At 72.6% G+C, this 12,914-nt stretch carries 14 protein-coding genes and 2 pseudogenes; 6 read left to right on the top strand and 10 right to left on the bottom strand.

Annotated features, from left to right (window positions below; genetic code table 11):
- Positions 1 to 4: 4 nt before the first annotated feature.
- The 5 genes from B1L11_RS32760 to efeU all read right to left on the bottom strand — a co-directional run bounded on the left by B1L11_RS32760 (position 5) and on the right by efeU (position 5,000).
- A complete protein-coding gene (locus tag B1L11_RS32760) occupies positions 5 to 1,129 on the bottom strand; it encodes an MFS transporter (protein WP_218671469.1) in 1,125 nt (374 codons plus the stop codon).
- Between the two features lie 105 nt (positions 1,130 to 1,234).
- Entirely contained in the window at positions 1,235 to 1,711 is a 477-nt protein-coding gene (locus tag B1L11_RS32755) for an Rrf2 family transcriptional regulator (protein ID WP_079319232.1), read from the bottom strand.
- 47 nt (positions 1,712 to 1,758) lie between these two features.
- The gene (efeB, locus tag B1L11_RS32750) at positions 1,759 to 3,009 is read right to left on the bottom strand and encodes an iron uptake transporter deferrochelatase/peroxidase subunit (protein ID WP_079319231.1); all 1,251 of its coding nucleotides are present in this window, start codon (positions 3,007 to 3,009) and stop codon (positions 1,759 to 1,761) included.
- Entirely contained in the window at positions 3,006 to 4,142 is a 1,137-nt protein-coding gene (efeO, locus tag B1L11_RS32745) for an iron uptake system protein EfeO (protein WP_079319230.1), read from the bottom strand. Before efeO ends, efeB begins: the two co-directional genes overlap by 4 nt.
- Before the next feature lie 15 nt (positions 4,143 to 4,157).
- A complete protein-coding gene (efeU, locus tag B1L11_RS32740) occupies positions 4,158 to 5,000 on the bottom strand; it encodes an iron uptake transporter permease EfeU (protein ID WP_079319229.1) in 843 nt (280 codons plus the stop codon).
- A gap of 365 nt (positions 5,001 to 5,365) precedes the next feature.
- Here efeU and B1L11_RS54265 point away from each other — a divergent pair.
- The 3 genes and pseudogenes from B1L11_RS54265 (at position 5,366) to B1L11_RS32725 (ending at position 7,949) form a co-directional block, all read left to right on the top strand.
- Positions 5,366 to 6,947: pseudogene (locus B1L11_RS54265) on the top strand (ABC-F family ATP-binding cassette domain-containing protein).
- 37 nt (positions 6,948 to 6,984) lie between these two features.
- The gene (locus B1L11_RS32730) at positions 6,985 to 7,371 is read left to right on the top strand and encodes a hypothetical protein (RefSeq protein ID WP_079319228.1); all 387 of its coding nucleotides are present in this window, start codon (positions 6,985 to 6,987) and stop codon (positions 7,369 to 7,371) included.
- A 29-nt stretch (positions 7,372 to 7,400) separates the two neighbouring features.
- A complete protein-coding gene (locus tag B1L11_RS32725; protein WP_079319227.1) occupies positions 7,401 to 7,949 on the top strand; it encodes a hypothetical protein in 549 nt (182 codons plus the stop codon).
- Between the two features lie 67 nt (positions 7,950 to 8,016).
- Here B1L11_RS32725 and B1L11_RS32720 read toward each other — a convergent pair whose 3' ends face one another.
- Together B1L11_RS32720 and B1L11_RS32715 are read right to left on the bottom strand one after the other, a co-directional pair.
- Positions 8,017 to 8,274 carry a zf-TFIIB domain-containing protein gene (locus tag B1L11_RS32720; protein ID WP_079319226.1) on the bottom strand — a complete coding sequence of 86 codons (258 nt, stop codon included), beginning with the start codon at positions 8,272 to 8,274 and terminating at the stop codon, positions 8,017 to 8,019.
- Between the two features lie 51 nt (positions 8,275 to 8,325).
- Positions 8,326 to 9,138 (bottom strand): phosphotransferase, encoded by an 813-nt coding sequence (locus B1L11_RS32715; protein WP_256863080.1) that lies wholly within the window; start codon positions 9,136 to 9,138, stop codon positions 8,326 to 8,328.
- 22 nt (positions 9,139 to 9,160) lie between these two features.
- Between B1L11_RS32715 and B1L11_RS32710 the strand changes: the two genes are divergently transcribed.
- The gene (locus tag B1L11_RS32710) at positions 9,161 to 10,054 is read left to right on the top strand and encodes a TIGR03619 family F420-dependent LLM class oxidoreductase (protein WP_079319225.1); all 894 of its coding nucleotides are present in this window, start codon (positions 9,161 to 9,163) and stop codon (positions 10,052 to 10,054) included.
- Between the two features lie 59 nt (positions 10,055 to 10,113).
- On the opposite strand, the gene B1L11_RS32705 is transcribed toward B1L11_RS32710, so the two are convergent.
- Both B1L11_RS32705 and B1L11_RS32700 read right to left on the bottom strand, forming a co-directional pair.
- Positions 10,114 to 10,434: a hypothetical protein gene (locus B1L11_RS32705; protein WP_079319224.1), complete on the bottom strand. Its 321-nt coding sequence runs from the start codon at positions 10,432 to 10,434 to the stop codon at positions 10,114 to 10,116.
- Between the two features lie 141 nt (positions 10,435 to 10,575).
- On the bottom strand, positions 10,576 to 11,208 hold the full coding sequence (locus tag B1L11_RS32700) for a class I SAM-dependent methyltransferase (RefSeq protein WP_079319223.1): 633 nt from the start codon (positions 11,206 to 11,208) through the stop codon (positions 10,576 to 10,578).
- 128 nt (positions 11,209 to 11,336) lie between these two features.
- On the opposite strand from B1L11_RS32700, the pseudogene B1L11_RS32695 reads away from it, so the two are divergent.
- Positions 11,337 to 11,477 (top strand): annotated as a pseudogene (locus B1L11_RS32695) (DNA-binding response regulator); the annotation flags it as partial.
- Here B1L11_RS32695 and B1L11_RS32690 read toward each other — a convergent pair.
- The gene (locus tag B1L11_RS32690) at positions 11,474 to 12,532 is read right to left on the bottom strand and encodes an LLM class flavin-dependent oxidoreductase (protein WP_143737719.1); all 1,059 of its coding nucleotides are present in this window, start codon (positions 12,530 to 12,532) and stop codon (positions 11,474 to 11,476) included. The pseudogene B1L11_RS32695 and the gene B1L11_RS32690 overlap by 4 nt on opposite strands.
- 116 nt (positions 12,533 to 12,648) lie before the next feature.
- Between B1L11_RS32690 and B1L11_RS32685 the strand changes: the two genes are divergently transcribed.
- Positions 12,649 to 12,914, top strand: a 266-nt coding sequence (locus tag B1L11_RS32685) for a transposase (RefSeq protein ID WP_179155433.1), incomplete at its 3' end; no start/stop codon positions are given.

The raw sequence follows: 12,914 nt of genomic DNA, 5'->3' as shown, positions 1-12,914 counted from the left end.
GTGATCAGCGGTACCGGCGGGTGGCGGCCAGGTAGGGCAGGCACATCAGGGCAAGCCCCGCGCAGACGGCGAGCGCCACGGGCGGGCCGACCGGAAGCAGCGTGCCGCCCAGCGCCGTGCCGAGGCCGATCCCGGCGTACAGGGCAGAGGAGTTCAGTCCGACGACCACGGCGGTCTCCCGGGGCGCGGCGTTGATCAGCCGGACCTGCTGCGCCGGGGTCTGGAACCAGGTCGCCGCGCCCCAGGCCGCCATCAGCACGGCGGTCAGCGGCAGCCAGTGCGCGCCCGCCCAGGCCGCCCAGGCGGAGACGGCCAGCGTCGCGGTCAGCAGGGAGAACCCGGCGGTCTGCACGGGGATGGGCCCGTGCCGGTCCACCATGGCGCCCGCCACCAGGTTGCCCGCGACCGCGCCGACGCCGTACAGGAACAGCAGCCAGGTCTCGGCGCGCGCTCCGGCCCCGAGCGCGCGCATGACGGGAACGGCGAAGGCGTAGAGCCCATAGCTGGCGGCCAGGCCGAGCACGGTCAGCGGCAGCACCGCGACCACCCCGGGCTGCCGCAGCGCCGCTAGCCGTTCCCGCAGCGGGATGCGCGGGTTGCCGGGCAACGCGGGCATCGCGGCGAACACGCCCAGCGCGCAGACCGCGCACAGCGCCGCGACCAGGCCGAGCGCCGCGCGCCAGTCGAGGATCTTCCCGGCCAGGTTGCCGAGGGGCACGCCGAGGGCGGTGGCGACGGTGAGTCCGCCGATCACCACGGCCAGCGCCCGGGCCCGCTGCGCGGGCGCGACCAGCGACGCGGCCACCGCGCCCGCGTTCGGGGTGAACGCCGCGGCTCCGGACGCGGCCAGGACCCGCGTGATCATCAGCACGGCGAAGCTCGGCGCCAGCGCCGAGGCGAGGTTGGCCAGGGCGAGCACGGCCAGGGCGCCGACCAGCAGGGCGCGGCGCGGCATCCGGGCCAGCGTGGTGGCCAGGACGGGCGACAGCACGGCGTAGGCGATGGCGAACGCCGTCGCCGACTGCCCGGCGGTGCTCTCCGTCACGTGCAGCGAGTGCGCCATCGCGGGCAGGAACCCGGCCACCACGTACGCGTCGGTCCCGACGGCGAACGTCCCGAGGGCCAACACGAGGGTCGAGCCGAGCCCACGCGGTGCGGCCTCGCGCGCGCTAACCGGGACATTCAACGTCCCTGTTTTGTCCATGAGAATGCTCCGTGCCAAAGTGGTGGGAAATCAGTCGGTCATGCGGCCGTAGTTGCGGCGGGTCCGCGCCGCGCCCGCGGGGGCCTGCTCCATCAGGTCGGCGATCGTACGTCCGGCCAGTTCGCGCCGCCATGCCAGCTCGGCCCGGCGCATCAGGCTGGAGATGCCGCAGGGCCGGTCGAACTCGGCGCCGGCGTCACGCCCGCTCACTCCGCGCTTGCGGATCTCCGTGCAGCGGAACGCCTCGAGCGGCCCCTCCACGGCGGTGACGACGTCCATCACCGTGATCCGCTCGGGTGGGCGGGCGAGCGACCAGCCACCCCGGACGCCGGGGGTGGAGGTGAGGATCCCGGCGCGGGCGAGTGGCTGCAGCCGCTTCTTCAGGTACTCCTGCGGCAGGTCGAACCAGGCGGCCAGGCGGCGGATCGACACGGGGGCCTGGTCGTCGAGCCAGCCCAGCGTCACGCAGCAGTGCAGCCCCCACTCGACGCCCTCGCCCATCCGCATAACCGGGACTATACACGTCCCGGTTTGTCGCGGATAAGGCGGAGGTGTCAGGCGAACAGCGTGCGGCCCCAGTAGTCGCCGCCGTCGACCACCCCGGGCGGGCAGGCGAACAGGCCGCTGGAGACGTGCTTGATGTACTCGTTCAGCGCGTCCTTCTGGGACAGCATCCGCTGGATGGGGACGAACTGCTTGCGGGGGTCACGCTGGTAGGCCATGAAGAACAGACCGGCGTCGAGCCGCCCGAGGCCGTCGGAGCCGTCCACGTAGTTGTAGCCGCGCCGCAGCAGCCGCGCGCCGCCGTGGGCGTCGGGGTGCGCGAGCCGTACGTGCGCGTTGTCGGCGATCACCGGCGTGCCGTCCGGGCCCTTCTTGGCGAAGTCCGGCGCATCGAACTCCCCGTGCCCGGTGAGCGGCGCTCCCTTGCCCTTGTCGCGGCCGAAGATGGCCTCCTGCTCGGCCAGCGGGGCACGGTCCCAGGTCTCGATGTGCATCCGGATCTTGCGGGTCACCAGGTAGGTGCCGCCGTCCATCCAGGCCGGGCCGTCGCCGGACGCGGCCCACAGGTGGTCGCGCAGCATGGCGGTGTCCTCGAGCTTGAGGTTGTTGGTGCCGTCCTTGAAGCCCATGAGGTTGCGCGGCGTCGCCTGCGCCCGCGAGGTGGACGAGGTGCGCCCGAACCCGAGCTGCGAGTAGCGGACGGAGACCTTGCCGAAGCCGATCCTGGCGAGGTTGCGGATGGCGTGCACCGCCACCTGCGGGTCGTGCGCGCACGCCTGCACGCAGATGTCCCCGCCGGAGATCCCGGGCTGCAGGTCCTCGCCGGGGAAGGCGGGCAGGTCGGCCAGCGCGGGCGGCCTGCGGTCGGCGAGGCCGAACCGCTCGTCGAACAGCGACGGGCCGAAGCCGACGGTCAGCGTCAGGCCGGAGGGGGGCAGGCCGAGCGCCTCGCCGGTGTCGTCCGGCGGCGCCTCGGGCGCCCCGCCCACGGCGCCGAACGTGCCGGCGTCCTTGCCCTGGGTCATCCGGGCCGCGGCGGCGGTCCACTCCTGGAGCAGCTCCACCAGTTCGGCCTTCTTCTTCGTGATCACGTCGAACGCCACGAAGTGCAGCCGGTCCTGGGCGGGCGTGGTGACGCCCGCCTGGTGCGGGCCGTAGAAGGGCACGGGGTCGGAGCTGGAGGCCGCGTGGGCGACCGGCTCCTCCGCGAACGACCGGGTGACGACGGCGCCTGCCCCGACGGCGGCCACGCTCGCCGCGCCGAGGCCGAACAGCCGCCTGCGGCTGATGCCTTCACTCATCGGGCCACCACCGAGGCCACCTTGCTGATCGGCTCGGCCAGGGCGTTGATCGCGTCGGACAGCGCCTTGAGGTCGTCCTTGGACAGGTCCGTGTGCAGCTTCCAGCCGTCGCCGCTGCGGTGGGCGGCGAGGGCGTTCTCGGCGTCGGCGAACTTCGCGTCGAGCGTCTTCACCAGCTCGGCGTCGCGCTCCTCGAGCACCGGCCGCAGCGCCTGGACGGCGGCCTTCGAGCCCTGCAGGTTGGCGTCGAAGTCCCACAGGTCCGTGTGCGAGTAGCGGTCCTCCTCACCGGTGATCTTGCCGGTGGCGACCTCGTCGAGCAGCCCCTTGGCGCCGTTGGCGAGCTGCACGGGGGAGAGCTCGACCGTCGCGGACTTCGTCACGATCGTGTTCACGTCGGTCATCAGCTTGTCGGCGATCGGGCCGTCGCCGCCGACGTCCTTCTTGACCCACAGGTCCTTCTCGATGCGGTGGAAGCCGGTCCACTCCTCGCCGTCGGCCACGTCGTTCTCCCGCGCGTCGATGGCCGGGTCGAGGTCGCCGAAGACCTCGGCGACCGGCTCGATCCGCTCCCAGTAGGTGCGGGCGACCGGGTAGAGCTCCTTGGCCTTGGCCACGTCGCCGGCCTTGACCGCCTCGGTGAACTCCTTGGTCTTGTCGAGCAGGGTGTCGGACTGGCTCTTGATGTAGCGCTTGTAGCTGGCCACGGCCTCGGCGAGCTTGGCGTCGCCGGTGAGAGGCTTGTGCTCGCCGCTGACCTTGAGGGGGCCGCGGATGCCCTTGCCGGTCATCCCGGGCTTGCAGGCGGTCTCGTACACGCCCGGGGGGAGCTCCACCACGACCTCGCGGGTCAGGCCGGGCACGATGTTCTCGACCTCGCCCATGACCCGGTCGCCCGCCGCGTACACGTAGAACTCGGTGACCTTCGTGCCGTTGTTGGTGATCGAGAAGGTCGAGGTGCCGGCGGCCAGGTCGGACTTCGCCACCTTGCACTCGGTGTCGGTGGCGGCCACGGTGATCTTCCCGTCGCCGGTCGCGGCCGCCTCGGTCGTGGTGCCGGAGCCCGTGGACGAGCAGGCGGTGAGACCGGCGAGGGCCAGCGCCGCGGCGGCCAGGACGATGGGGGTGCGCATGTCGGTGGACTCCGGTCAGGAAGCGGGCTGGGGAGACTTGGAAGCGGGGCTCGCCGGCGTCTTGGCCGCGGGCCGCAGGAACAGGACGAGGACGGGAACCAGGTAGGCGACCCAGGCGACGGCCTCCAGCACGCTGGGCTGCGGGGTGATGTTGAACATCCCGCTCAGCAGCGTCGAGTACCAGGCGCTCGGGTCGAGCACGCCGCTGATGTCGAAGGCGTGGGTGTTCAGGCCGGGCACCAGCCCCGACTCCTGCAGGTCGTGCACGCCGTACTTGAAGATCCCGGCGGCGACCAGGACCAGCAGCAGGCCCGTCCAGGTGAAGAACTTGGTGAGGTTGATCCGCAGGGCGCTGCGGTACAGCCCCCAGCCCAGCGCGACCGAGGTGAGCAGCCCGAGCGTGATGCCGATCAGCGGGCTCGCGCTGCTGGTCGCGCCCTGGACGGCGGCGAACCACAGCAGGGCGGTCTCCAGTCCCTCGCGGGCGACCGACAGGAACGCCACCACGACCACGGCGGTGGCCCCCAGTTCCAGGGCCGCGCCCATCTTCTCGCGCAACTCGCCCGACATCTTGCGGGCCGCCGTGCGCATCCAGAAGATCATGAAGGTGACGAAGACGGTCGCCGCCAGGGACGTCACGGCGTCGAACATCTCCTGCTGCTGGGTGGCGAGGTGGGCCGCAGTGAAGGTCAGCAGCGCGCCGAACGCGACGGAGAGGAGGACGGCCGCGCCGACACCGGCCCAGACCATGGGCAGCCGTTCGCGGCGGCCGCTCTTGACGAGGAAGGCCACGAGGATGGAGACCACAAGAGTGGCCTCAAGGCCCTCGCGAAGGCCGATGAGGTAACTCGCGAACACATCGTCCTCCGGACGCTCGGTAAGCCTTACCTAAGTTAGGGCAGGTTCACCTTACCGACAAGGTCCCGAACTCCTGGAGCGGGGTAGGACTTTTGTCACCTTCAGGGGCGGCTGAGGTGACGCCCCCGGCGGGGGTGGATTAATTCGGTGGCGTCCCATCTCGGCTCCCCGTTATCGTGACGGACGTCCTGCCGCCGCACCCTGGAGGGTCACTTGGAGCTCTGAGGTCCCGACACCGCGCCCACGGCCGCCATCGGTGGTCCGGCGCAGCGACCTCAGGCAGACCCTCGCCTCGCGGCCCGTGCCCGCGGTGTCTCCATGCGTTTGTTCACCATTTCGCCCTTGGGGATACCCGGAGCCGCCTCATGTCTCATTCCATTGTCTGTACGGATCTGTCGTTTTCCTGGTCCGACGGGACGCCCGTCTTCGAGAAGCTCGACTTCACGTTCGGTGCCGGCCGGACCGGGCTCATCGGCGTCAACGGCAGCGGCAAGTCCACGCTGCTCAAGCTGATCGCCGGAGAGCTGACCCCGACGAGCGGATCGGTGTCGGTCACCGGGCGGCTGGGTTACCTGCCGCAGAACCTCCCGCTCGGCGCGAGCCGTACAGTGTCGGACCTGCTGGGGATCACGCCCGCCCGGGAGGCGCTGCACGCGATCGAGCGGGGCGACCTGAGCGAGGCGAACTACGACGCGGTGATCTGGGACGTCGAGGAGCGCGCCCGGGCCGAGCTCGACCGCCTCGGGCTGACCGGCGTGGACCTCGACCGGACGGTCGCGACGCTCTCGGGCGGCGAGACCGTCATGGTCGGCCTCGCCGCACGCTTCCTCGCCGAGCCCGACGTGCTGCTGCTCGACGAGCCGACCAACAACCTCGACCTCGACGCGCGGCGGCGCCTGTACGACGCCGTCTCGTCGTGGACGAGGACGCTGGTCGTCGTCAGCCACGACCGCACGCTGCTCGACCTCGTGGACCAGATCGCCGACCTGCCCGCCCGCCGTACGTTCGGCGGCACGCTCAGCGAGTACGAAGAGGTGCTCGCGGTCGAGCGGGAGGCCGCCGAGCGGATGGTCCGCGCGGCCGAGGGCGACCTGCGCCGTCAGCGGCGCGAGCTGGCCGAGGCGCACACGAAGCTGGCCCGGCGGGTGCGCTACGGCAACAAGATGTACGAGCAGAAGCGCGAGCCCAAGATCATCATGCAGGAGCGCAAGCGCCAGGCCCAGGTCTCGGCGGGCAAGCACCGGCTCATGCACGAGGAGAAGGTGGCGGCCGCCCGCGAGCGGCTGGCCGAGGCGGAGGAGGCGGTGCGCGACGACGCCGAGATCCGGGTGGAGCTGCCCGCCACCGAGGTGCCGGCCGGGCGCACCGTGCTCGAACTGGACGGCCTGCGCACGCGCCGGGCCGATCGGCGACCTGATCGTCCGCGGCCCGGAGCGGATCGCCCTGCTGGGGCCGAACGGCTCGGGCAAGACGACGCTGCTGCGCACGATCCTGGGCGAGATCCCGCCGGGCGAGGGCTCGGTCCGCCGAGGCGTCCCGGTGCGTTACCTGCCGCAGCGGCTCGACGTGCTCGACGACGCGCTCAGCCTGGTCGACAACGTGCGGGCGGTCGCGCCCGCGGCGTCGGTCAACGCCGTCAGGGCCGGGCTCGCCCGGTTCCTGTTCCGGGGCGCACGGGCCGAACGCCCGGCCGGCACGCTCTCGGGAGGCGAACGGTTCCGCGCCGTGCTGGCCTCGCTGCTGCTGGCCGAGCCCGCGCCGCGGCTCCTGCTGCTGGACGAGCCGACCAACAACCTCGACCTGGCCAGCGTGCGCCAGCTCGCGCAGGCGCTGTCGGCCTATCGGGGAGCGCTCGTGGTGGCCTCCCACGACCTGCCGTTCCTGGAGTCGATCGGCATCACCCGGTGGCTCACCCTGGGCCCTGAGGGGGTGACGTCGTCAGCGTGAATTGACAGCGCCCGCTCACCGGCTGACAGTGTTTCGCGTGATCTCCCCCCGGACCTTCTCGCGCACTGTCCCAGCCGCCGCCGTCGCCGTGCTGGCCGCGTCCGTCACGCTCGCGGCCTGCACGGCGTCGTCCGGTGGATCGGGAAAGGCCGCCTCCGGCGATGAGGCGGCGCCGTCCGCCTCCTCCGGCCCGCCGGCGCTGACCCCGGAGGCGTACCGGAGCGCGCTCGACGCCGCCGGCCGCCCCGCCCGCACGACGCTCGCCGCCATCGCCAAGGCGCGTACCTTCCGGTCGCTTCACCAGCGCATCGGCCGGGCGGAAAGCGCCCTGGAATCCGCGCTGGAGCGGCTCGGGGGGGCTGCGGGCCTCCCGCTGACGTCGCCCCCGAGCACGCCGACTACGTCGCGGCGCTGCGCGGCCTGAACGGCAGGCTCGGCGCGCTGGACGAGGACGTGACGTCGCACGCCCTGTGCAACGGGACGGCCGTGCTGGCCAGGCTCGGCCGGTCGGGCGAGTTCAAGGCCCTCAGGGCGTCCGGAGGCGACCTGGCGAAGGCCGGAGACTATCCGGTGGTCCAGATCAAGCCGCCGGCCCAGCGCGCCCGCCGCCTCGGCAACGGCACGATGCTGCTGTCGGCGATCCGGGGCGGCCGGAGCAGCCTGACCGTGCAGAACGGCGGCGCGCAGGACGGCGTGGTGACGCTCGTGCGCGGAGGGCGCAAGGCGGTCAGCTTCTACGTGCGCAAGCGGTCGAGCACGAAGGTCGCGAACATCAAGGACGGCACCTACCGCGTCTACTTCACCACCGGCGTGGACTACGACAGGAGCAGCCGCGCCTTCAGCAGGAACTGCGGCTTCTCCAAGTTCGACGACCCGCTGACGTTCCGGACCCTCTACTCGGGCGGCGGCGTGAGCTGGAAGGACTGGACGCTCACCCTCGACGCGGTGTTCGGCGGGAACGCCACCACGAGCGAGGTGGACCCGGACGCCTTCCCGGCATGACCGGACACGGCAGAGGCCGCGGCCCGGATCCGGGCCGCGGCCTCCGTCCGAAGCCTCTGGGAAGGACTCAGCTGGAGAACAGCATGCCGACCCAGCTGTTGCGCCGGTGGCCGTAGTGGCCCCCGTGGTGGCCGCCCCAGGCGGGCCCACCGTGCGCCGGCGGCGGGGGAGCGTAGTGCTGCTGAGCCCACTGGGACTCCATCCGGGTCAGCGTCTCCAGCTCGCCGTAGTCGAGGAAAATCCCCCGGCAGTTGTCACACTGCTCGATGTGGACCCCGTTGCGGTCGAACGTCCGCATCCGGCCACGGCACTTGGGGCACTCCATGTGACGAACTCTCCCTCGGTCAGGTCTCGGCCTCCGTGGCCGCGACGATCCTCACACAGGCGGACACCAGGGCCTCGGCGGCGTCGTCGGGCGGTTCCCCCCGCCCGCGCCGCCGTGGCCACCGCCGTCGCGGCCAGTTGGACGGTCACGCCCGGGCCGGCCGTCGAGTTCCCGCCACGGGTCGCCGGCGGAGACGGCGGTCCCGCCGGCCGCGAGGTAGGCGGTGAGGAAGCGTTCCCAGTCCCGGGGGTCGAGCAGGCCGGCGGCGTACCACGCGGCCGGGCGGGCGAGGTCCCACGCGGGGTCGCCCGGACCCAGGTCGTCCGGGTCGATCAGCAGCCAGGCCCCGTCGTGCCGGACGATCTGGCCGAGGTGCCAGTCGCCGTGCGTCAGCGCGCCGCCCTCCCTGACCTGCGGCAGCGTCGCGTACGCCGCCCGGATGGGCGCGGCGACCTGATCCGGGACGCCGGCCGCCGCCAGGTCGGCCATGGCCCTGGGCAACCGTGAAGGTCCCCCGGCGGGCGGCAGCCCCGCGGGCGCCCGCCGGGCGTGCAGCAGGGCGAGCAGCCGGCCGCCCTCCTCCCACGGCGTCGTCCCCGCGTCGACGTCGGCCATGGTGAGCGGCTCGCCGGCGGGCCAGATCGTGACGAGCCTGCCGTCCAGCCGTTCGAGGCCGAGGGGAGGCAGCATGACGCCGGGCAGGTTCCCGGCGGCGTCGAGGCGGGCGCGCAGGGCGTGTTCGTCGGTGCCCGGGGGATGGGCCTTGACGACGACGTCCCCGGCCCTGACCACGAGCACGCGGGTCTGCTTGAGCACCGTCACCGGCCCGTCGCGGCGCGCCAGCCGCGCCAGTTCCTCGATCACGGGGACACCCTAAAGTGCCCTTATGAGGATTGGGTTTTCTGTGCCGGTGTCGGGCTCGTGGGCGACACCGGAGAACATGAGGCGGATCGCGCGCCGCGCGGACGAACTCGGCTACCACGGGGTGTGGACGTTCCAGCGTCTGCTCTATCCCGTCGGCCACCCGATGGGCCCGGTCTACCGGAGCGTGCACGACCCCGTCGTCGCGCTCGCGTACCTCGCGGGCGTCACCGAGCGGGTACGGCTCGGGGTGGCCGTGCTCAATCTGCCCTTCGTCTCCCCGGTCCTGATGGCCAAGCAGCTCGCCTCCCTGCAGGAGGTGTCCGGCGGCAGGCTCGACGTGGGCCTGGGGCTCGGCTGGCTGCCCGAGGAGTTCGCCGCCTCCGGCGTCCCGATGGAACGGCGGGGCAGGCGCGGCGAGGAGTACGTCGGCCTGCTGCGGCGGCTGTGGACCGAGGACGTCGTCGAGCACAAGGGCGAGTTCTACGAGGTGCCGCCCTCCCACCAGGACCCCAAGCCGGCCACGCCGCCGCCGGTGATGCTCGGCGGCACGGCCCGGGTGGCGCTGGAGCGGGCCGGGCGGATCGCCGACGGCTGGATCAGCTCCAGCCGCGCCGATCTGGACACGATCGACCAGCAGATCGCCATCGTGAAGGAGGCGGCCCGGCGGGCGGGCCGCGACCCCGACGCGCTGCGGTTCGTCGTCCGCGGCGTCACCCGCGTCCGCCCGGGGGACGAGGGCCCGCTGACCGGGTCGTACGACAAGATCAGGCAGGACGTCGAGGCGCTCGCGGCCAAGGGCGTGACCGATGTCTTCCACGACCTCAACTTCGACCCGGAGATCGGCAATCCCGAGGCCGACCCCCGAGACTCCATGCGCCGCGCGGAGGAGGCCCTGGAGGCCCTCGCCCCCCGGTGAGAACGACCGTTGTCGTTCCGGGCGGACGCCCGCTCAGGCGGGCGTCCGCGACGCGCGGATCAGGAGCAGTTCCACCTGATGCCCTGGTAGTTCAGCCCGTTGCCCCACTTGTACGTCCGGTAGTGACCGGGCCGGACGATGTAGCAGGGGCTGTCGGGCCCCACGCGCCGGACGGAGAAGGAGACGGTGTAGCCGCAGTTGTTGGTCACCTTCACGGTCTGGGTGACGTAGCCGGACGAGTGGTTGACGCGCGCGCAGCTCGCGGCGCTCACGGACGCCGGGGCGGCGGACACGGCACCGGCCTGAGCGGCGGCGGCGACGGTCAGCAGCGCCGCCGCGGACAGGGTCAGGGCGCCGTTGCGGATCCCCCGTAGGATCATGGTGCTTCCTTTCGCCGGATAACCCCGGAGGGGCCCCTCCCCTCCGGTCTCGTTGTTTTGGATGTCCGGCGGGCCGCCGAGGTTCGCGGTCTCCGGAATTCTCCTGGAACCCCGGGTGCGCGGGGACGCCGGCCGAGCGGCTCAGCCACGGCCCACCGGCCTCCGGCACACGTACGCCAGGCCGGGCGGCACGTTGCGCCAGACCGGCCCGGTCGTGAGCACCTCGTCGAAGGCGGCGCGCAGGCGCCGCCGGAAACGCCGCGCCCGAGCCAGCGGCACCGCGGGCAGATAGGTCACCGTGGTGAACGCCCCCGTCGGGCGCAGCACCCGCCCGACCTCCCCGAGGATCGGCTCCTGCACGTCCTCGGGGAAGAGCGTCCACGGCAGTGTGCTGACCACGGCGTCGACCCGGGAGACTGCCTGTTCGTCCAGGAGCGCGCCGAGGCGGGCCGCGTCGCCCTGGAGCACATTCAGCCAGGGCCGGGCGCGTCGCAGGTGCGCCACCATCCCCGGGTCGATCTCGACGGCGAGCTGGCGGGAACCGGGGGCGAGCCGTTCCCTGATGGCCTCGCTGATCGCGCCGGTGCCCGGGCCGAGCTCCACGATCACGGCGGGGCCGGTCGTCGGGACGACGGCGGTGAGGGCCCGCGCGAGCGAGCGCGAGCTCGGGGCCACGGCTCCCACGACGCCCTGCCGGCGCAGCGCCACACCCGCGAACGCCCTCAGATCGGACACCTGCTGGACTGTGTCGTTCAGCTGCACTGTCTCGTTCATGCGGCCCATCAGACCGGTGCGGGATCCGCGCCCACCAGCCGCCCCGGCCCACCCGTGGAGGTATGGCTGGCGCGCTCGAACGCCGGCGGTTGCGGATCATGGACGCCGAGCCCGCGCCGAGCCCGCACGCCGCGATCGCCCGCGCGCTGGTGGTGTCGGAGGCCGTCGTCGGCAAGCACATCGGGAACATCCTCACCAAGCTCGACCTGCCTCCCGACGAGGACGCCCATCGCCGTGTGCTCGCCGTCGTCGCGTTCCTGCGCGGCTAGATCATCCCGTACGCCTTGGCGATCAGCTCGTAGGAGCGCAGGCGCGCCGCGCCGCCGTGGACCTGGGTGGTGATCATCAGCTCGTCGGCCCCGGTGCGCTTGCGCAGCTCCTCCAGCCCGTCCCGCACGGTCTGCGGGTCGCCGTGCACCACCGTCGACAGCCGCTCGCGGACGAACTCCCGCTCCATCGGGGTGTACGGGTACGCCTCCGCCTCCTCGACGGTGGGCGTGCGGCCGGGCCGCCCGTAGCGCAGGCGCAGCCACGACAACGCGCCCGGCATGGTCTGGCGCAGCGCCTCCTCGTCGGTGTCGGCCGCGACGGCCGCCACCCCGATCAGCGCGTACGGCCGGTCGAGCACCTCCGAGGGCCGGAACGAGGAGCGGTAGAGGTCGAGCGCGGGCTCGGTGTTGGCGGCGCTGAAGTGATGGGCGAAGGCGAACGGCAGCCCGAGCAGCCCGGCCAGCCTGGCGCTGAACCCGCTGGAGCCGAGCAGCCAGATCGGCGGCCGGCCCGTGCCCGCCGAGTCTGCGCCGCCCGGCACGGCCCGGATCTTCTCGTACGGATGGCCGGGCGGGAAGGAGGCGTCGAGGAAGCCGGTCAGCTCGGCCACCTGCTGGGGGAACTCGTCGGGGTCCACCTCGGCCGAGCGGCGCAGGGCGTTCGCCGTGGCCATGTCGGTGCCGGGGGCGCGGCCGAGGCCGAGGTCGATGCGGCCGGGGTGCAGCGCGTGCAGCGTGCCGAACTGCTCGGCGATCACCAGCGGGGCGTGGTTGGGCAGCATCACGCCGCCGGAGCCGATCCGGATCGACCGGGTCGCCGCCGCGAGGTGCGCGATGAGCACGGCCGGGGAGGAACTGGCCACTCCGGGCATTCCGTGGTGCTCGGCGACCCAGATGCGGTGGTAGCCCCACTCCTCGGCCCGCCGGGCCAGTTCGGTGGCGTCGCGCAGCGCCTCGGTCGGTGTGGAGCCCTCGCCGACGGTCGCGAGCTCCAGGATCGACAGCGGCACCTCGGCCGTCCCACGCGGCAGCCCGCGGATGATGTCCTCGCTCATGCTGGGCCCAACCTGAGGTCGCATCCGGATATTTCCGGACGCGGTGAGGGATGTGCCTCACCGGGTCCTCCTGAGGAAGCCCGGTTCTTCAGGACCGGGAACTGTGGCTGGCCAAGATGGACGGCCCGATCGCGTTCGTGTGGTCCTGGCCCGAGGTCGACCCCGCCACGATCAACCCCACCACGGTAACCGTCTCCCGCGACAGCGACGGCCGCTGGTACGCCTCCTTGGCGGTGGAGGCCGAAACCAGACCCGAGCCGCTGCCCGCTACCGGCCAGATCGGGGTCGACCTCGGCGTGAGCGACTTCGCCGTCCTGTCCACGGGCGAGAAGATTCCCAATCCGCGCCATCTGGAGCGCAAGGCCAAGAACCTGGCCCGCTA

The organism is Microbispora sp. GKU 823 (assembly GCF_002027145.1).
GTDB lineage: Bacteria > Actinomycetota > Actinomycetes > Streptosporangiales > Streptosporangiaceae > Microbispora > Microbispora siamensis.
The sequence above is the reverse complement of the archived record's forward strand: the minus strand, read 5'-3'. Positions and strand labels throughout refer to the sequence as shown.